This window comes from Sorangium sp. KYC3313 (assembly GCF_052075895.1).
Taxonomy (GTDB): Bacteria; Myxococcota_A; Polyangia; order Polyangiales; family Polyangiaceae; genus Sorangium; species Sorangium cellulosum_B.
Genome location: NZ_CP197255.1, coordinates 1,337,665 through 1,357,731 on the forward strand (window position 1 = coordinate 1,337,665; position 20,067 = coordinate 1,357,731).

12 protein-coding genes are annotated in these 20,067 nt (G+C 71.3%); 9 read left to right on the top strand and 3 right to left on the bottom strand.

All coding sequences use genetic code 11. The annotated features are described in order from the left end of the window. The first annotated feature begins 53 nt into the window (after window positions 1–53). From ACSRUE_RS05210 to ACSRUE_RS05220, 3 genes are all read left to right on the top strand, one after another. Window positions 54–818, top strand: coding sequence for an ABC transporter ATP-binding protein (locus ACSRUE_RS05210; protein WP_012241252.1), 765 nt, complete (start codon window positions 54–56; stop codon window positions 816–818). Continuing rightward, window positions 819–2,939: an FtsX-like permease family protein gene (locus tag ACSRUE_RS05215; RefSeq protein WP_441290058.1), complete on the top strand. Its 2,121-nt coding sequence runs from the start codon at window positions 819–821 to the stop codon at window positions 2,937–2,939. Window positions 2,940–3,531: 592 nt separating this feature from the next. After that, window positions 3,532–5,313, top strand: a complete 1,782-nt coding sequence (locus ACSRUE_RS05220; protein ID WP_441290059.1) for a right-handed parallel beta-helix repeat-containing protein — start codon at window positions 3,532–3,534, stop codon at window positions 5,311–5,313. A 29-nt stretch (window positions 5,314–5,342) separates the two neighbouring features. On the opposite strand, the gene ACSRUE_RS05225 is transcribed toward ACSRUE_RS05220, so the two are convergent. Beyond that, window positions 5,343–6,122, bottom strand: a complete 780-nt coding sequence (locus tag ACSRUE_RS05225; RefSeq protein WP_441290060.1) for an RNA polymerase sigma factor — start codon at window positions 6,120–6,122, stop codon at window positions 5,343–5,345. Between the two features lie 425 nt (window positions 6,123–6,547). On the opposite strand from ACSRUE_RS05225, the gene ACSRUE_RS05230 reads away from it, so the two are divergent. From ACSRUE_RS05230 to ACSRUE_RS05240, 3 genes are all read left to right on the top strand, one after another. After that, window positions 6,548–8,494 carry a YgiQ family radical SAM protein gene (locus ACSRUE_RS05230; protein ID WP_437762933.1) on the top strand — a complete coding sequence of 649 codons (1,947 nt, stop codon included), beginning with the start codon at window positions 6,548–6,550 and terminating at the stop codon, window positions 8,492–8,494. After that, window positions 8,469–9,701, top strand: a complete 1,233-nt coding sequence (locus ACSRUE_RS05235) for an aminotransferase class V-fold PLP-dependent enzyme (protein ID WP_441290061.1) — start codon at window positions 8,469–8,471, stop codon at window positions 9,699–9,701. Before ACSRUE_RS05230 ends, ACSRUE_RS05235 begins: the two co-directional genes overlap by 26 nt. 902 nt (window positions 9,702–10,603) lie before the next feature. Then, entirely contained in the window at window positions 10,604–12,982 is a 2,379-nt protein-coding gene (locus ACSRUE_RS05240; RefSeq protein ID WP_441290062.1) for a hypothetical protein, read from the top strand. Window positions 12,983–12,988: 6 nt separating this feature from the next. Here the strand turns inward: ACSRUE_RS05240 and ACSRUE_RS05245 are convergent, their stop codons facing one another. Both ACSRUE_RS05245 and ACSRUE_RS05250 read right to left on the bottom strand, forming a co-directional pair. Then, window positions 12,989–13,570, bottom strand: coding sequence for a hypothetical protein (locus ACSRUE_RS05245; RefSeq protein WP_441290063.1), 582 nt, complete (start codon window positions 13,568–13,570; stop codon window positions 12,989–12,991). 39 nt (window positions 13,571–13,609) lie between these two features. Then, entirely contained in the window at window positions 13,610–14,488 is an 879-nt protein-coding gene (locus ACSRUE_RS05250; protein WP_441290064.1) for a hypothetical protein, read from the bottom strand. Between the two features lie 92 nt (window positions 14,489–14,580). On the opposite strand from ACSRUE_RS05250, the gene ACSRUE_RS05255 reads away from it, so the two are divergent. The 3 genes from ACSRUE_RS05255 to ACSRUE_RS05265 all read left to right on the top strand — a co-directional run bounded on the left by ACSRUE_RS05255 (window position 14,581) and on the right by ACSRUE_RS05265 (window position 20,018). Further along, window positions 14,581–16,446 carry a bifunctional homocysteine S-methyltransferase/methylenetetrahydrofolate reductase gene (locus ACSRUE_RS05255; RefSeq protein ID WP_441290065.1) on the top strand — a complete coding sequence of 622 codons (1,866 nt, stop codon included), beginning with the start codon at window positions 14,581–14,583 and terminating at the stop codon, window positions 16,444–16,446. 75 nt (window positions 16,447–16,521) lie between these two features. Beyond that, window positions 16,522–19,185, top strand: coding sequence for a M1 family aminopeptidase (locus tag ACSRUE_RS05260; RefSeq protein ID WP_441290066.1), 2,664 nt, complete (start codon window positions 16,522–16,524; stop codon window positions 19,183–19,185). A 44-nt stretch (window positions 19,186–19,229) separates the two neighbouring features. Continuing rightward, complete coding sequence (locus ACSRUE_RS05265) at window positions 19,230–20,018, top strand: enoyl-CoA hydratase-related protein (RefSeq protein WP_437762940.1); 789 nt, start codon at window positions 19,230–19,232, stop codon at window positions 20,016–20,018. Window positions 20,019–20,067 lie beyond the last annotated feature (49 nt).

Sequence of the window (20,067 nt, forward strand, 5' to 3'; positions counted from 1 at the left end):
CCCTGACGGTATCATCCACGCGGTAATTTCGACGAGCCCGGCACCGCACGCCCATGAGCACCCCCTCGACCCCCGCCTCCGACGAGGCCGTCCTCCGCGTCCGCAACCTCCACAAGTCCCATGCGCTCGGCGCGACGCCCATCGAGGTGCTCCGCGGCGTCGACCTCGACATCCACGCCGGCGAGATGTGCGCGATCATGGGCCCCTCCGGCGTCGGCAAGAGCACGCTGCTCTCGTGCGTCGCGGGCCTCGAGTCGCCCGATCGCGGCGAGATCCGCGTGCTCGGCGAGGACATGGCCGCCCTCGACGAGCACGGGCGGACCCTCCTGCGCCGCCGCCGCGTCGGCATCGTCTACCAGTTCTTCAACCTCGTCCCGACCCTCACCGGCTACGAGAACATCGTCCTCCCCTACCTCATCGACGGCGCCGCCCCCGACCACGACGCCGCGTCGCGCATGCTCGATCGCGTCGGCATGCGCGCCCGCGCCGAGCACCTGCCGTCGCAGATGTCCGGCGGCGAGATGCAGCTCATCTCCATCGCCCGCGCCCTCGTCCGCCGCCCCGCGCTCGTGCTCGCCGACGAGCCGACCGGCAACGTCAACGTCGCGACCGGCCGCCGCATCATGGCGCTGCTCGCCGACGCCCTCCGCGACGCCGGCAGCGCCATGCTCCTCGTCACGCACAACGCCGAGGACGCCGCCCGCGCCCACCGCGTCGTCTTCATGCGCGACGGCCTGCTCCTGCACGACGCCGCCCTCGCGGGCCCCGCCGTCACCTCGGCCGCCGTCCACGATCGGCTGAAAGAGCTCGGCATCTGAATGCTCCTCCTCCTCCGCGCCCTCTTCCAGCCGCTCGTCCGCATCCTCGCCCTGCGCAACCTGCGCGCCGACCGCTTCGGCGCCATGGCCGCCGTGCTCGGCGTCGCCCTCGGCACGGCCACCGTCAACGTCGTCCTCATCCTCGACGTCGGGACGCGCGCCGTCGAGGCGAGGAGCGCCATCACCAACCCCGACCTCCCCGTCTTCACCGATCAGACCATCACCCTGCGCGGCCTCCGCCCCGACGGGCAGCCCATCGACGCCGAGGACGCCCAGGAGGAGACCCACGAGGACTACGAGATCATGCGGTCCGCGATCCGCCTCGGCTCGCTCTCCGCGTTCCTCGTCGGCGCCCTCATCGTCTTCTTCACCTTCAACGTCGCCGTCGAGCGCCGCCGCCGCGAGATCGCCCTCTTGCGCAGCGCCGGCGCGCTGCCGCCGCAGGTCGCGGCGGTCTTCGTCCTCGAGGCCCTGCTGCTCGGCGTCGGCGGCGCGGCGCTCGGCCTGCTCGGGTCGATCCCGCTCGCGTACCTCGCCGCGAAGGCGGGCATCACGACGACGGGCCGCGCGCGCATCCCGCTGAACGCCATCGTCCTGCCCTGGAGCGCGATGCTGCTCGTCTCCGGCACCGGCGCCCTCACCGCGCTGCTCGGCGTGCTGCGCCCGGTGCGCGACGCGCTCCGCCTCGACATCGCGCGCGCCCTGCGCCCGCGCTTCGTCGAGGGCGGGGCCGAGCAGCGGCGGCGCATGCGCGGCGTCACGCTGCTCGCGCTGCCGTTCATGGTGCTCGTCTACGGCCTGCTGCGCCCGTTCTTCCAGGAGTCCGTCCCGCTGTTCGCCTTCTTCGTCCTCGAGGCGGGCCTCGCGTGCGCGGCGTTCCTCGCCGCCATCGTCTTCGTCCCCGACCTCGTCGCCCGCCTCGGCGCGCTCGCCGTCCGCCTCGCGCCGCGCCGCTGGGCCGCCGAGCGCCTGCTCTTGCAGCGCCGGGTCGAGCACAGCGGCCACGAGCTCGCCTGGAGCGTCGGCGGCGTGATGATGGTGTTCGCCCTCCTGCTCGCGCTGCACATCGCCACGTCGGCGCTCAAGCAGGAGGTCTCGGCCTGGGCCGGCCGCGCCCTCGCGCCCTACGCGTTCCTCTACCCGGACGAGCCGCTCGGCCACGCCGAGCGCCTGCTGCCGCGGTTGCCCGAGCGCCTCGTCGCGGCGCGCTTCTCGAGCCGCACCCCGTGGCCCAACGTCGCCTACGCCGTCCCCGCCGACGAGCTCCTCGCGCTCGCCGAGGCCACGGGCCGCGAGGAGTCGATCGCGCTCGCCCGCCGCTTCGGCCCGGGCAAGGCGCTCGTCTCCACGATGATGGCCCGCCGCTTCGGCGTCGGCCCCGGCGACCTGCTCGAGGTGGGCGGCCGCGCCGGCACGCGCCGCCTCGAGGTCGTCGGCATCACCGACGAGCTCGGCTACGTCCACGCGGCCGGCGCGTACCGCAACCTCCGCACGTACGCGGTCATCGATGCGTCCGACTTCCCGGTCATCTCCCCGTACGCGACCGCGATCGGCCACACGCTCGCCCTCGCCGATCCGCGGACCGGCGCCGCGGCGGCGCGGGGCGGCTCGGCGACGCCGCCATGGGCCGAGCTCCTCGCCGACGTGCCGCGCGCGCGCGACGTCCGGATGCAGACGGGGGTCGAGATCGAGGCCATCCGCCGGAAGGCGACGGGGCGCGACTTCGTGATCTTCGACATGATCCTCGGCTTCACGACCGTGCTCGCGGCAATCGGCGTCGCGAACCAGATGGTCCTGGCGCTGCACGCGCGGCGCCGGGAGCTCGCGCTGCACCGCGTGCTCGGCATGACGGCGGGGCAGGTCCGCCGGATGGTCCTGATGGAAGGCGCGCTGGTGGGCGCGCTGGGCGGCGCGCTGGCCGTGCTGCTCGGGATCCCGCTGGGCTCCGCGGCGCTCGGCGCGCTGCGCACGGTGTCAACCTTCGAGGTCGAGTTCCATATCCCGCCGGAGTACGGCCTGTTCACGGCGCTCGGCGCGACCGCGGTGGCGCTCCTCGCGTCGCTCTATCCCGCGCGGAGCGCGGGCCGGAGCAACGCGGCGGAGTCGGTCCACTACGAGTGACCACGCGCAGGAGCGCGCGCCCGTCCTTCACGAAACTCGCCCGGCCGTCGCGGGCTCTTCTCCCCCGATCGCCCTCGGCGTGCCGCCGCGAAGCGCTCGGACGCGGCGCTTGCGCAGAGGCGTTCAGCATGACAAGTCACGTGGCATATCGTGGGCGCGACAACATCCCCACGGGCACGCGCGGCGGTGCCTCCGGCGCGTTCAGCGCGACGGGCAACTCGCTCTCGAAAGTAACTGTCACGGACAGCCTCGCCTAGTTCCATCCACCAGGAGTCCGGCCAGGGATCCGGAGTTTGTCGCTCCAGGAGCTGACGGCGAGCCAGCGCGCCCCGGCGCCCAGCGTCCCTGGAGTTGACGTGCGCTCTCCGCGCCCGCCGGGACGGCCGCCGCGCCGCGCGCGGCGCGCCCGCTCATGAAGATCGCTCAGGCCGGACACGGAGAGCGGGGCATCGGTGTGGTCGCGTCGCGGCGACCGCGGAGGAGGTGAGTCTCTCCTTGGCACAGCGGCGCTCCGCTCGACTTCTGCGCTCGCTCCTTGCTCCTGGTGGTGACTGACAACGACGGATCGACCCTCGTCCGAGAGGAGGTATGTGTGTTATTGGACCAGCGGTTTGTGCAGATCTGGTTCGGAGTCCTGCTCGCGCTCGCCTCCGCTCCAGCCGGAGCGACGCTGCCCCCGGACAGCGCCGCCCGCTCCGAGGCGGGCTGGGGATATCACCCCCCTCCGGAGGAGCGCGCTGTGTCCTCCCAGGGTTTCTGCAGCCTCGATCTGCCCTACACCGAGCCGCCCTTCCTGACAGACCAGACGACCGGCGTCGCCTGCCCCGATTTCACCACGCAATCGCCGCTCTGCACGGGGCCTTTCTGCCCCGCCAGCCGCGTTTGCCCGGGGACGAGCACGCTGCACGAGGACCTGAATGCTTGCGAGGGGGCAGCCTGCTGCCTGCCAGGCTCCGTCGCCCCGGACGGCGTGGTCGACGTCCTGCCCTACCTGGCGAGGCCGGCGGAATGGCCCTTCTCCGCCGACGCATCCGTCGACCGCAGCACGAACGTCGACGACAGCCCGGGCATCGCGACGGCCATCGAGTGCGCGGCGTCGCTGAGCGCCAGCAGGCGCACCGTGGCTTTCCCTGCCGGGCGTTACGTGCTGCGCACCCCGCTGCGGCCCCACCATGACGCGCTCACCCTGGAGGGACCGGAGCTGTCTCCCGAGGCCCCCCCGGGCGACCCCCGGACCGCGACCCTCGTGGCGCTCCCCTGCAATCCGGAGCAGTACCCCGGGGCCATCCAGGTCACCAGGGTCGTCAAGCCGGACGGGACCATCATCAGCGCGGTCCAGGGGCTCTGGATCCGCAATCTGCAGATCGCGATCACGGAGGGGCCACGCAGGACGGCGAACAGCGGCATCCAGCTGAACACCTGCTCGGACTGCAAGGTAGAGAACGTCATCATACGCTACGCGCCCCTCGTTCCCCAGCTACCTTCCTGCAAGCCGAGCAACCTGGAGGGCATCAGCTTCACCTGGGGCTCCGGGGGCGTCATCCGGAACGTGCTCGTGGATGGCTTCTCGAAGAGCGGCATCTACCTGTCCTCCATCGCCGGGTACCACGACACGCCGCCCATCCTCGTGGAGAACTGCGAGCTCAGGAACATCGACGGCCCGATCAGCGCCAGCGGGATCAAGATCGTCACCGCCAACGTGACCGTGCGAAATTGCCATGTGCACCACAACATGATCCATCCCGGCGACGGCTCCACCACGGCCAGCGGCGGGCATGGCCTCTGGATCTCCACCCAGATCTCCCCTGGGCCCGGGATCCCGAGCCCGGTGCCGTACAACATCGTGGTCAAGGACAGCTACTTTCATCACAACGGCGGCGCCGGCGTCGTGCTCGCGAGCCCCATCGAGGACAAACGTCCGACGGGGATCCTGATCAAGGGGGTCAAGCTCGCTTACAACGGGAGCCATGGCGTCCACGTGCAGGCAGGCGCCCGCGTGACGCTCTGGGACGTCTGGTCCTGGGGAAACGCGCTCTACGGCGTGCTCCTGAGCTCGCGGACGACGCTGCCCGCGACCTCGGCCCGGGTGGAGGATGTGACGCTGGAGAACCTGCTCGTCTTCGACAACGCCCTGCGCTTCGCGTCGGGCTCCTTTCCCGGCATCAGGATAGAGGCCAGCGACGTCACGATCCGCGGCGGCACGGTGGCTCGCTGCGAGCCCTGGCGCGGGATGCAGTCGCGATCCATCCAGCAGCAATGCTGGCTGTCGGGGCCGGCCGGCGCGCAGGTGCTCTTTCCTCCGGAAGAGAACGTCATCTCGGACGTGAGCACCTACGGCACGAGCGCGCCGGAAGTGCTGGCGTGCCCTTATTGACGAGCGGCGGGGGCCCGCGCTGCGCCGGCTCACTTCCCCCGCTTGCGCCGCCGGGGAGCCGGCCGGCGCCGCGTCGTCGCCTCGGCGGCGAACGGCCTGTCGCCGAGGCGCAGCGCGCTCCGCTGCTCCGGGTCGAGCCGCTTCACCGCCGCCCGGAAGTCCTCCCGGGCCAGCCGTAGCCGGTTCTGCCCCGTGTTCTCGTTGATCTGGAGCTCCCGGGCGATGTCCACCACCGGGATGTCCAGCATGTCGTGCATCACCAGCATGACCCGCCGCTGCGGGTCGAGGCTGGCGAGCAGCGCGTCGATCACCTCGGCCCGCTCCATCGCCTCCAGCCGCTGCTCCAGACGGGGCCGGCTGTCGACGCCGGCGGAGATGGCGATGAGCCGCAGGCCGTCCGGGATCTCGCGGCGCCGATAGGCCCGGTCGCGGTAGTGGCTGACCTGCCGCCACGCGATCCCGTAGAGCCACCGGTAGAGCGAGTCCCACACCCGCCGCGGCTGCCCCTCCCCGATCCACGGGAGCACCGCGCTGAGCGGCACCGGCTCGTGGTCCTCGTCCTCGAAGTCGTCCTCGAAGAAGTCGTCCTCGTCGCGCCGCCCCTGCAAAGCGCGCAGCAGGCGGCTCGCGTCGAAGGTCTCCAGATTGCGGTAAGCGGCGAGGAGGACGTCGTGCAGCACGTCCTCGCGATCGTTCGCCCCCACGCCAACCCCCCGCAGCAACCCGCGAAGGAAGGGAACGCCCACCTCGTGCACCACAGCGAAGCTGAGATGTTTGGCGCGGAGGTCATCCTCTGATCGTGATTCCACATATTATTTTTACTGACCCTCTTTCCGGGTCGTTTTGGAACCCTCCCCCGCGCGCCAAAACACCTTATTTTGAAGCGTTTTTTGATGAGCTCACCAGCGGCTGACGCGGAGTGAAACGCCGCAGCCCGCCGCGGTGGTGCGTGGCGCGCGCCAGCCCTCATGTCGCGTCCGGAGATCCGATGCTCCGTGACCAGAAGCCGTGACCTGCTGGCCGGGTATCGAGCAAGTTGTGCGTTTTCCCCAGGAAAACGCGGGCTGCGCCCTCCCGCCGGCCCCCCGCGCGCCGGCCTCGGCCGCGGCCCCGCGTGGCTTCCCCGGCGCCGTCACGCCGTCGCGCCGTCACCCGTCCACCCGTCCACCCGTCGCTTCCCCGCCGGGGCCGCCCCCTTGCCGCCCGCTCTCCCGGCCCGTAGGGTGACGGCGCCGTGCCCCTCACCCAGCTCCGCCGAAGCGCCGGCGCCGCCCCCCGCGACCTGACCGCCTTCCTGCCGACGACCCGGGAGGAGATGCGCGCGCGCGGCTGGGACGCGCTCGACATCCTGCTCGTCAACGGCGACGCCTACGTCGACCACCCCGCGTTCGGCGCCGCGATCATCGGCCGCTTCCTCGAGGGGCGCGGCTTCCGGGTCGGCGTCGTCTCCCAGCCCCGCTACCAGGACACGAGCGACCTCCTGCGGATGGGTGTGCCCCGGCTCATGGTCGGGGTCACCGCCGGCAACCTGGACTCGATGCTGAACAAGCTCACCGCGCAGAAGAAGGTCCGCAGCGAGGACCAGTACTCGCCGGGCGGGCAGGTGGGCCTCCGCCCCAACCGGGCCTCGATCGTCTACGCGAACCTCTGCCGCCAGGCGTTCCCGGGCGTCCCCGTCGTCCTCGGCGGCATCGAGGCGTCGCTCCGGCGCATCGCGCACTACGACTACTGGTCCGATCAGGTCCGCCGCTCGGTCCTGCTCGACGCCAAGGCCGACATGCTCATCTTCGGCATGGGCGAGAAGGCCGTCTGGGAGGTCGCCGATCGCCTCCGGCGCGGCGAGCCCGTCCGGTCGATCCGCGACGTCAGGGGCACCGCCGTCCCCCTGCGCAAGGGCGAGTGGGAGCAGATCGAGGGCTCGCGCTACGTCGCCGACGGCAAGACGGTGATCCTCCCGAGCTACGAGGAGGTGGCCGCGGACAGGGGCGCCTTCGCGGAGATGTCGCGCGCGTTCCAGTTCGAGACGAACCCCGGCAACGCCCGCCCGCTGCTCCAGGCGCACGGCGCCGAGGCGGTGTACTTCAACCCGCCCGCGTTCCCGCTGGAGACGGGCCAGATGGACGCGCTCTACGACCTGCCGTTCACGCGGGTGCCGCACTGGTCGTACGACGCGCCGATCCCCGCGTACGAGACGGTGAAGCACTCGGTCGTCACGATGCGCGGCTGCTTCGGCGGCTGCACGTTCTGCTCGATCACCGAGCACGAGGGGCGGGTGATCCAGTCGCGCTCGGCGGACAGCATCCTGCGCGAGGTGCGGGCGCTGCGGCGCATGGACGGCTTCCGCGGCGTGCTCAGCGACCTCGGCGGGCCGACCGCGAACATGTACCAGATGCGGTGCAAGGACGAGGCGATCGAGAACGCCTGCCGGCGGCTCTCGTGCGTCTTCCCGGAGGTCTGCGAGAACCTGAACACCGACCACGGCCCGCTGCTCAAGCTGATGAAGGCGGTGCGCGAGGAGCAGGGGATCAAGAAGGTCTTCATCGCCTCGGGCGTGCGCTACGACCTCGCGGAGCGGTCGCCCGAGTTCATCGAGGAGCTGGCCGCGCACCACACGGGGGGCCAGCTCTCGGTCGCCCCGGAGCACAACAAGAAGGACGTGCTCGACAAGATGAAGAAGCCGGGCATCGAGAGCTACGAGCGCTTCGCCGAGCAGTTCCGGTGCGCGAGCGAGGAGGCCGGCAAGAACCAGTTCCTCGTGCCCTACTTCATCTCGGGGCACCCCGGCTCGACGCTGCGGGACATGGTCGACCTCGCGATCTACCTGAAGAAGAGCGGGATGAGGCCGCGCCAGGTGCAGGATTTCATCCCGACGCCGATGTCGATGGCGGCCTGCATGTACCACACGGGGATCGACCCGCTCACGCGGGAGCCGGTGTACACGGCCAAGGACCTGCGCGAGAAGAAGCTCCAGAAGGCGCTGCTCCTCTACTGGGACCCGGCGCACCACGACGAGGCGCGGGAGGCCTTGATCAAGGCGGGCCGCGGGGATCTCATCGGCACGAAGCCGCACTGCCTCGTGCCGCCGGCGGCCGGCAAGGGGGCGCCGCCGCGCTACCTCGCCAAGGTCCGCGGGGAGCGCCGGGGGAAGCCAGCCGATGCGACACACCGCCGAAATCGATAGGGATCGGGCGTTCACCGCGAAGCTCGGCGATCGCGGCCTGTTCCCGCACCTCGCGCCGCTCGTCTACGTGAACCACGCGGGGATCTCGCCGCCGTCGCGGCCGGTGCGCCTCGCGATGATGGCGCTGCTCGACGACTACGCCGCGCAGGGGGCGGCCGCGTTCCCCGCGTGGCACGCGCAGCGGCTCCGCCTGCGGGAGAAGCTCGGCCGGCTCATCGGCGCCGCGACGGCAGGTGACGACATCGCGCTGGTCCAGAGCACGACGCACGGGCTCACGGACATCGCGCTGTGCTTCCCCTGGCGGCCGCGCGACCGGGTGATCCTCTTCGAGGGGGAGTTCCCGGCCAACGTGACCCCGTGGCAGCGCGCGGCCGCGATCTTCGACCTCGAGGTCGTCTTCCTGCCGCTCGGCGGCTTCGCGGACGGCAGCGGCTCGGGCCTCGCCCGGCTGGAGGGCGAGCTCGAGCGCGGGGCGCGGCTCGTCGCGGTGAGCGCCGTGCAGTTCCAGACCGGGCTCAGGATGCCGCTCGCGGCGATCGGCGCCCTCTGCCGCGCGCACGGCGCCGAGCTCTGCGTGGACGCCGTTCAGGCGGTCGGCGCGACGCCGGTGGACGTGGAGGCGGCCGGGGTCGATTACCTCGCGTGCGGCGGCCACAAGTGGCTGATGGGGCTGGAGGGCACGGGCTTCCTCTACATCCGCCGCGAGCGCCTGCCGTCGCTGCGGCCCGCGGTGGCGGGCTGGCTGAGCCACGAGGACGCCGTGAGCTTCCTGCTCCAGGGCCCGGGCAAGCTCCGGTACGACCGGCCGATCCGGCAGCGCGCCGACTTCGTCGAGGGCGGCAACCTCAACGCCGCGGGCTTCGCCGGGCTCGAGGCGGCGGTGGACCTGATCCTGCAGATCGGGGTCGAGCGGATCCACGAGCACGTGAACCGGTTCCTCGATCCGCTCGAGGAGGCGCTCCGGGAGCGCGGATGGGAGAGCCTGCGGCCGGGAGATCCGGCGCTGCGGGGCTGCTCGCTCGGGGTGAGGCCGCCGGGCGGCGCCTCGGTGGTCGAGCTGTACCGCGAGCTCACCCGCCTCGGGATCGCCTGCGCGATCCCGGACGGCGTGCTGCGCTTCTCGCCGCACTGGCCCAACGCGCTCGACGAGTGGGAGCAGGTGCTGCTGTCGGTCGACGAGGCGCTCGGGCGGATCGCGACGAGGTGAGTCGGCGCCGCGCGTGGCGCATCGTCCGATTCCACATGATCATGACACGGCACAAGCACCTCAAGCTGTGTCAGTCCAAGATGGATCGTGCCCCAAAGCTCCTCGGCGCGAAGACGGAGCAGGAGACGATCATGACGTGTTCATCGCGCTCTCGACGCGTCCCCTCGGCGCCACCGCCCTGACAGCCGACGAGGACGACGATGCGATTCGAGCCGTCCTCGACTTCGAGCTGGAGCGGTTCGTCGCCTGAGCGCCTCGGCGGCGCTATCCGCTGAGATCCTCACCCGCACCGTCCCGCCCGGAGATGTCGTTATCCGTCCTGTCGACATGTCGCATTCCGTGCGGCGGCTGTCTGACATCCACGCATTGAAGGGCCCACCTTCACACCACAGCCTATCGATATGGCGCCCTCTCCCGGCGTCATCGATGCTTGCCCTCCTTGACACGCGCGAAACCGAAGAGGACGATGAGAACGGCAAATAAGGACGGGGGCGTCCTTCACGTGACTTAACCATCCGCGTGCGCTCGTGCGCTGGGGGGCTCCGCAAGGCGCTCGACGGCGGCGAGCCGCTGTGGACCGCCTTCCAATCCAAGTTCGGGTCATTGGCTCCGGCGCCGCATACGCCGCCGGTCCGTCAGGGTCTACCACCGACAGGGAGAGCCACATGCCGCGTCACAGAACATCCATTCATGCACTCTGGTTTTGCATCACCGCCGTCACGTCGTGCAGCGCAGAGGTTGATCCAGCGAGCACGGACAGCGCCGAGGAAACTCGGCCTCACGCGCAGCAGGGGCCCGACGCCGCGTCCCTGGAGCGCCGCGCGGCATTCATCGCGACAGTTCAGAGACAGGCGTCCTCCGCGTACAATGTAAGCCTCAACACGGCTGGCGCGCGCGCCGGGGTGAGCGCTCTGAATCCGGCGCACGGCCTCGTCTCCGAGTTCACGTCGGCCGGCGTCGTCGTGACCCGCGAGAGCTCGGTGAGCGCGGGTCGACTCACGATGAAGCTCGCGCGTTATGGCTGCGAGGGGGAGCTCGTCCCCCTGGACGTCGCGGCCGAACCGCGCGGATCAAGCAACCGCGTCGAGCTCAGGCACCTAGCCCGGTCCGCGGGCCTCCGCGTCACGGAGTGGTACCTGAACGGCCCCCTCGGGCTGGAGCAGGGCTTCTCCCTGGATTCGCCGCCTCCATGCCGCCGCGACGGCGAAGGCAAGGTGGAGCTCGAGATCGCGCTCGGGGGCGATCTCTCGGCGGAGCTAGCGGAGGACGGCCAGTCGGTGGCGCTCCTGGACGAGGCCGGCGCGGCCGTGCTGCGGTATGCCGATCTCGTCGTTCAGGACGCGCGCGGGAGCGTGCTTCCGGCGGAGATCAAGCTGAGCGACGCGAGCCTCTCGATCGTGGTGGACGACACCGGCGCGGCCTATCCGCTCGAGGTCGACCCGCTCATCGCCACGGAGCAACACGTGCTCTACGCCAGCAACGCTGCGAGCAACGACGGATTCGGGTGGTCCGTGGCCATCTCGGGGAACACCGCGGTGGTTGGCAGCCTGGACGCCGATGCAGCTTACGTGTTCGTGCGCAGCGACGCGTCGTGGACCCAGGCGGCCGTGCTCACGCCCAGCGACGGTCTGCCGGGCGATCGCTTCGGCGCGTCCGTCGCCATCGACGGGGATACGATCGTCGTCGGGACCTTCTCTTACCCGGCGAATCACGGCGCTGCGTACGTGTTCGCACGCAGCGGCAACGTGTGGCAGGAGCAGCAAAAGCTCGTCGCCCAGGACAACCCGCGCCGCGACAACTGGTTCGGATATGCCGTCGCCGTATCGGGCAGCACGATCATGGTCGGGGCGCCCTACGATAGCCCCCTGGCGCATGATGGTCCCGGCGCAGCGTACATCTTCGCCCGGAGCGGCGCCGCGTGGGCGCAGCAGGCCAAGCTCGTACCCAGCACCGACACCTTCGACCAGGGCTCCACCATCGCCCTGGACGGCGACACCGCTGCCATGGGGGGAGAATGCGATGATGGGGTTGACTTCAACGCGGGCTGGGATCGTCCGTGTCAGGTTCACGTATTTTCCCGCGCCGGCGACACCTGGGCCGAACAAGCCGTTCTTTATCCGCCGATCGGAGCGACACCGCACTACAGGTTCGGAGCCTCGCTCTCGTTGAGCGCGGAGACGCTGGCGGTCGGCACCACCGTCTACGATGAGCGCGGGCCCGACAGGACAGCCGCCGTGGTCTTCACGCGCAGCGAGGGCGCGTGGACCCAGCAGGCCATGCTGTACCGCAACGACGTCGACACGCCGGACTATGGCGGCTGGGGGCGCAGCGCCAGCGTCGCCGTGTCCGGGGACAGGTTGATCCTCGGCGGAAGTCAGGACGGCGGACGGGGGCTGAGGGTCTTCTCCAGGACCGACGGCGTATGGACGCCGCAGAGCACGGTCGAGAGCTCCACGTGGAACACGTGGGATGTTCGTGTAGCGCTCTCGGGAGACACGCTGATCGCCGGTACATGGGCCGACGGCGTTCGCGGCGAGGGCGCGGGCGCCGCTTACGTCTTCCAGGTGAAAGAGTACCTGCCGGCTCACCTCGTGGGAGCCCGCACGTTCGTCGAACATACCGCCGACACGCCGTTCGTGCTCGACACCGTCGACACCAACAGGTTCGCGACGCCGAGCAGCATCAACTGGACGAGCTTCACCGGGGCCACGCAGGGAGCGTCGCTGTTCACCCTGTCCCTCCTGCACGAGGATCCCGCGCTGACGACCTCGATCCTCCGCGGCTGGTGGGGATCGACGAGCCCCACGTCCGCGAGCCTGTACGGCCACGTGGTCGCCGGGAACCACTTCAAGCGGATCTCGAAGATCGGCGACATTTTGCCCGGCGATCTGCTGGTCATCAACTACACGGACGGCGGCTCGGGACACACGGCGATCGTCGATGCGTTCCCGACCGCCATCGCGCCGGCCATCGAGCCCGTCGTCTCCGGCACGACCCAGTATTCGCTCCGGGTCATCGACTCGACCAGCACCGCCCACGGGTGCGCCACGGACCCGAGCACGGGAGACACGCGATGGGTGCCGACCGATCCCACCAAGCCGTGCCGCGGCGGGAGCACGGATGGCGGGGCGGGCAGGGGCACCATGCGTCTTTACGCCGTCTCCCCGGACCAGGCGAACGCCGGGGACCTCACCGGGTACAGCTGGAGTCTCACGTCGGGCTCCGCGTACTTCCCGCAATCCGGCGCGCGGCCCCACGTGATCGGCCGGCTCGCCCGCTGATCTCGCTCACCGCCCCCGCTCGTAATCGAGCGCGGCCTTCTCCACGACGTCCCAGTCCCGCGCGGCCCGCTCGGCCTCGGCCACGAGGTCCGCGGTGAACAGCGTGAGCCCCCAGATGCCGTTGTCGCGCCGCCGGAACGGGTACCGCGTGCCGCGCGCCGTCTCGACCGTGGCGCGCTCACCCGTCACCTCCACCTTCCCGATGCCGGACATGTCGCGCCGGAGGCGCGCGACGAAGCCCTGCTTCGTGGCCATGTCGACCCACACGTCCGCCCCGTCCTCGGCCATCGCGTGCGCGCGGTACTGCTCCAGCAGGCGCGCGCGCTCCGGCTCCGGGTAGCTCGCCTCGATCCGCTCGCTCGCCTTCCGCCGGTAGTCGCGGATGGTGTACGCCGCGTGCTGCGCCCGGTCCTCGAGGTACGCGAAGCACGCGCGCGGATCGTTGACGCCGATGCTGTTCGCGATGCGGAGATAGGCGCCCTCGGGCGTCGTGTCCGGCGGAAACCGGCCGAACTTGACCCCGACGAGCACGAGGGCCAGCGCGCCGACGATGGCGGCGCCCCAGGCGATGGCACGGCGACGGGTCATGTCCGGCTCATCTCTCGCTCTCTCGAACCGCCCGGCACGCTAGTCGATGTGCCCGCCGAACTGCAGGTAGAGGGACGTTACCCGCCCCCGGTCGAACGCGGGCCCGAGCGGCTCGTCCAGCGCGAAGAGCAGGCCGGCCCGCATGAAGAAGGTCTTCTGGCTGTCGTACACGAAGTACGGCAGCAGCGAGACCTGCCCCCGGTCGTCGTAGACCGACGACGGCACCCACACCGTCTGGAGCGCCACGCCGCCGCCGAAGCCGGAGCGGCTCTGGAGCTCGGGCTCGACCTTGGCCTGGAACACCGCCTCGAGATCGTCGGAGTCGTCGATGAAGCCGCGCCGGACGCCGTCCCCCACCGGGATGAAGAACGTGAGGTCCCCGCCCGCCCGGAGCACGAAGGACCTCCCGAAGCGGTACTCGATGCCGCCCAGGCCGCCGACCGGGAGCGCGTTCGCCGCCCAGAGGTGCAGATCGTAATAGGCCATCGCCGACGCGCTGAAGCCCCTGGCCACGTGCCAGTCGTAGCCGTCGACCGCGCCGAGCGGCAGCCCGGCGCGGCCGCCCGCGTACCACGTGAGCTTGCGGGCAATGTCCGAGTAGTAGAGCGTGAACGTCGGGTTGCCGAGCGCGGCGCGCGACTGGCGGTCCCGGTCCTCCAAGTCGCCCGGGCCGTCGAACGAGAGCGCCAGCGGGAACTTCAGGTTGATGAACAGATCCGGCGACGGCTCGAACTGCACGAACGGGACGGCGGCGAGCGAGGTGCCGAGATCACGGGCGCTCCACAGGTAGAGATCCACGCCCGCGTCCGAGCGGTGCACCGGCGGATGCCAGGCGTGCGCCTCGGAAGGGGCGGCGAGGAGCGGAGCAGCGGCGGAGACCGCCAGGGCGAATGCTTGAAGCCATCGGGGCGTGCTCATCTCGAGCACTGCCCTACCGAGATCCTCGCCGCGCCGTCAACCGCGTCGAGCCCCCCTTCCTGAGAAGCCGGAGCGCCCCTACGATGCGCCCCATGTCCCGCACGAGACCAGAGGCCCCGTTCCTCGACGCGCTCCGGCGTTCGATCCTCGTGTTCGACGGCGCGATGGGCTCGCTGCTCTACGAGCGCGGGGTGTTCGTCACCCAGAACTTCGAGCAGCTGAACGTCGCGCGCCCCGATCTCGTGAAGAAGATCCACGCCGAGTACGTCGCGGCGGGCGCGAACGTCATCGAGACGAACACCTTCGGCGCGAACAGGTTCCGGCTCGAGCGGTACGGGCTCGTCAACGAGGTCCGCAACTTCAACCTCGCGGGCGCGCGCGTCGCGCGCGAGGTCGCGGGCGGCGACGCGTACGTCGCCGGCTCGATCGGCCCGACGGGGCTCGTGCCCGGCGTCGCCACGCGCGACGACCTCGCCGCCGCGTCCGCCACGTTCGCGGAGCAGGCCGGCGCGCTCGCCGAGGGCGGCGCGGACCTCCTGATCCTTGAAACATTTCGCCATCTTGACGAGATCAAGCTCGCCATCGACGCGGCGCGGTCGGCCGCGCCGGGGCTCCCGGTCCTCGCGTCGATGACGTTCGACACGAGCGGCGTCGCGGCGGACGGCAGCGAGCCGGAGCGCGTCGCGCGGACGCTGCGGGACTGGGGGGTCGAGCTGCTCGGCGTCAACTGCGGCGACGGCCCGCAGCTGTCGCTCGCGATGGCGGAGCGGATGGCGACCGCGGGGCTCCCGCTCTGCGTGCAGCCGAACGCGGGCCTGCCCCGCACGGTCGACGGCCGCCAGCTCTACATGGCGACGCCCGAGTACTTCGACGTCTTCGCCCGCCGCATGATCCAGGCCGGCGCGGCGATGATCGGCGGCTGCTGCGGGACGACGCCCGAGCACGTCCGGTGGATGGCCAAGTCGGCCCGCATGCTCCGGGGCGGCGCCGCGCCCGAGGTCGCCGCGCGCCCGCACATCACGATGGACGCGCCCACGGGGCTCGAGCCCACGCCGCTCGGCGAGCGGAGCCCCCTCGCGGCGAAGATCGCCGCGGGCAAGTTCGTGGTCTCCGTCGAGGTGAACCCGGCGCCGGGCCTGAGCCCCGAGAGCGCGCTGAGCGCCGCGAAGATGCTCATCGACAGCGGCGTCGACGTCGTGAACGTCGCCGACGGCCCGCGCGCCACGGCGCGGATGACGAACCTCGCCTTCTGCTCGCTGCTGGTCCAGCGCTACGGCATCGAGCCGATCCTGCACGTCTGCGGCCGCGACCGGAACCTCATCGGCCAGATGGCGCACCTGCTCGGCGCCCACGCGATCGGCATCAAGAACCTCGTCGTCATCACGGGCGATCCGCCGAAGGTCGGCGACTACCCGGAGGCGACCGCCGTCTACGACCTCGACTCCATCGGGCTGCTCCACATGGCGAGCACGATGAACCGCGGCCTCGACCCGGCCGGCAAGCCGATCCCGGGCGGCAAGACGTCGTTCCTGCTCGCCACGGGGCTCGAGCCCGGCGCCCAGGACCTCGACAAGGAGATCGCGCGTCTGGAACGGAAGCGCGCGGCGGGCGCCGACATCATCATGACCCAGCCGGTCTTCCACCAGGATCTGCTCGAGAAGGTGCTGCGGCGCATCGAGCACCTGGGGATGCCGGTGCTCGTCGGCGTGCTGCCGCTGGTCAGCCACAAAAACGCCGAATTCCTCCACAACGAGGTGCCCGGCATGCAGATCCCGGAGGAGATCCGCGAGCGCATGCGCAAGGTGCCGGCCGGCCCCGAGGCGCGCAAGGAGGGGGTGAAGATCGCCCGCGAGATGCTCTTCTCGGTGCGCGACCGGGTGCAGGGGGCCTACCTGATGCCGCCCCTCGGCAAGTACGAGCTGGCGCTCGAGGTGCTCGACGGCCTCAAGACGGGCTGATCTGCCCGGCGACCCGCCCCCGCGCACGAGTTCTTGCTTGCAGCGCCGGGCGCCGCGCGGGGAAACTCCGCGGAGATGTCCATCGAGTACCGGCTCCACTCGCGCTGCGCCTGCGGCTCCGTGCTGTCGTCGTCCGAGTTCGCGGCCGCGTCGCGGCCCTTCACGCTGGCCGGGACGAGGCGCGTCTACGAGCGCTCGCGCCCCTTCACGATCCGGCACATCGCCCTCGATCTCGCCCTCGACGTCGAGGCGCGCTCGATCCGCGGCACGGCGCGGCTCGACGCGGTCCGCGTCGACCCCGGCGCGCGCGAGATCGCGCTCGACGCGGTAGGCTTCGACCTCGAGGCGGTCGAGATCAGCGCCGGGGCCGGCCGCGCCGCGAAGCCCAAGCGCGGCGCGGGCAAGGCGGCGAGCGGCGGGTTCCACCCGGCCGAGCACACCTACGACGGCGAGACGATCCGCGTCGCCGTGCCGCTCGACGAGGCCGAGGTGTCGATCCTGGTCCGGTACCGGGCGACGCCGCGCCGGGGGATCTATTTCCTCCAGCCGGACGAGCACGTCCCCGACCGCCCGCGCCAGGTCTGGACGCAGTGTCAGGACGAGGACGCGCGCCACATCTTCCCGTGCATCGACAAGCCCCATATCAAGCAGACGACCGAGCTGCGCGCGCAGGTGCCGCCGGGCTGGTACTGCCTGTCGAACGGCGAGCTCGCGAGCGACGCGAGATCGCAGAAGGAGGGCGTCTATCACTACCGGCTGGACGAGCCTCACCCGAGCTACCTGTTCACGCTCGTGGCGGGCGAGTTCGCCCGCATCGACGACGCCGCGCTCGACGTCCCGCTCGCGTACTTCGTGCCGAAGGGGCGCGAGGAGGACGGCCGCCGCACGTTCGCGCGCACGCCGGACATGATCCACCACTTCAGCGAGAAGCTCGGCGTAAAGTATCCTTTCCGCCGCTACGCGCAGGTGGTGGTGAGCGACTTCATCTTCGGAGGGATGGAGAACACGACCGCCACCACGATGTACGAGCACATCCTGCTCGACGAGCGGGCGGCGCTCGACATCTCCTCGGACGATCTCATCGCCCACGAGCTCGCGCACCAGTGGTTCGGCGATCTGGTGACCTGCCGCGACTGGTCGCACGGCTGGCTCAACGAGGGATTCGCGACGTTCATGGAGCACGTCTATCGGGAGCACCACCTCGGCGCCGACGAGTACGATCACGGCTTGAAGGCCGATCTCGACTCGTACCTTGGCGAGGCGCGCGGGCGTTACCGGCGGCCCATCGTCTGTCAGGACTACGACGCGCCGCTCGACGTCTTCGATCGACACCTCTACGAGAAGGGCGGGCTCGTGCTCCACCTGCTCCGCCGGGAGCTCGGAGACGAGCTCTTCTGGCGCGGGGTGAGCACCTACCTGACGCGCCACGCGCGCGGGGTCGTGGAGACGCGGGATCTCGCCCGCGCGCTCGAGGACGTGAGCGGCAAATCGCTGGAGCGCTTCTTCGAGCAGTGGGTCTTCCGCGCCGGGCACCCCGAGCTCGACGTGAAGATCGAGATCGAGGGCGACCTGTGCACCGTGACGGTGAAGCAGGCGCAGGCGGCCGGGCAGCCCAGCCGGGAGCACGCGCTCCAGCCGGACGCCTCGACGCCGCCCGTCTTCGCGTTCGATCTGGTGCTCGATTTCGGCTTCACCGAGGGCAAGAGCTCGACCACGCGGCGCGAGGTGCGGCGCGTGGATCAGGCGGCGCACACCTTCGTCATCCCGCTGCCGCGGCGGCCTCGGTTCGTGGTGGTGGATCCGGACCTCAGGATCCTGGGCGAGGTCCGGGTCGACGCGCCCGGCGATCTCCTGCGGGCGCAGCTGGCCCACGCGCCCACGGCGCGCGGCCGCATGCTCGCCGCGAAGCCGCTCTCGCGGCGCGACGACCCGCCGACGGCGCGGGCGCTCGGGCAGTCGCTCTCGGACGCGAGCGAGTTCTGGGGGGTGCGCGCCACCGCCGCGGCCGCGCTCGGCGCGCTCCAGTCGAGCGCGGCGTTCGCGCTGCTCGAGGGCAGCGCGGGCGTGGAGCACCCGAAGGTGCGCCGGGCGGTCGCGAGCGCGCTCGGCAACTTCCGGTCGGCCAAGGCGGCGGAGGTCCTCGGCAAGCTCGCCCTGCGCGACGCGAGCTACCTGGTGCAGGCCGAGTCGGCGCGCGCGCTCGGGGCCACGCGGCAGAGCTCGGGGTTCGAGACGCTGGTCGATCTCCTGGATCGCCCGTCGTGGGGCGAGGTCATCCGCTGCGGCGTGATCGACGGGCTGGCCAACCTGCGGGACGAGCGCGCCGTGCCGCACCTGACGGCCCGCACGCGCTATGGCGTCCCGACGCGGGGGCGGCGGGCGGCGATCATGGCGTTGCCGAAGCTCTCCAGCGATCGGCGGACGCGCGAGCTCCTCGAGGAGCTCCTCGATCAGCCGGATCCGTACCTCCGGGTCGACGTCGCGCGGGCGCTGGGCGATCTCGGCGACGGGCGGTCGCGGGGCGCGCTCCAGCGGCAGCTCGACCGCGATCTCGACGGGCGGGTGCGGCGTCGGATCCGCGAGGTCTTGCGCGATCTCGGCGGGGCGGGCAAGCGCGAGCTGGATCGGCTGCGGGACGAGCTCGAGGCGCTGCGGCGCGACAACGCGGAGATCAGGGCGCGGCTGGGCAAGCTCGAGGCGACGAGCACCAAGGCCAAGAAGGCGGCCGACGCCAAGTGAGCGAGCCTCTTTGCCGCGCCGCCGCGGTCGACTAGGCAGGATCCATGTCGGAAGCCCCTCCCGTGAAGCTCGACCGGCGCGGCGCGGTCGCGGTGCTCACCATCGATCGGGCGGATCGCCGCAACGCGCTGTCCCGGGACGCGCTGCTCGCCTTCGGCCGCCTCGGGCGCGAGCTCGTCGACGACCCGGAGGTGCGCGCGATCGTGATCACGGGCGCCGGTGACAAGGCGTTCTGCGCGGGCGCCGATCTGAAGGAGCGGCAGGGCATGAGCCCCGACGACGTCCGTCGCCAGGTGGGCCTGTACCGGACCGACCTCGGGGTGCTCGCGCGGAGCCCGAAGCCGGTGATCGCGGCGATCAACGGCGTCGCGTTCGGCGGGGGGCTGGAGCTCGCGCTGATCTGCGATCTCCGGGTGGCGGCGCCGCACGCCGAGCTCGCGCTGCCGGAGACGTCGCTCGGCATCATCCCGGGCGCGGGCGGCACGCAGCGGCTGCCGCGGGTCGTCGGCGAGGCGCGGGCGAAGGAGATGATCCTGCTCGGCAGGAAGCTCACCGCGCCCGAGGCGCTCGCCTGGGGCCTCGTGAACCGGGTGTCGCCCGAGGGGACGCCGGTGGTCGACGACGCGATCGCGTGGATCGAGCCGATCGCGAGCGGCGCGCCCATCGCGCAGGCCGCGGCGCTCGGGGCGATCGACGACGGCTATGACGTGCCGCTCTCGCTCGGGCTCGAGATCGAGCGGGTCCACTACGACGAGACGCTGCGCAGCGAGGATCGGCTGGAGGCGCTGCGCGCGTTCGCCGAGAAGCGGAAGCCGGTCTACAAGGGGCGGTGAGGGGCGAACGAGGCGCGCTCCGGAGCGAGGTTCCTCGCAGCGGCCAGCA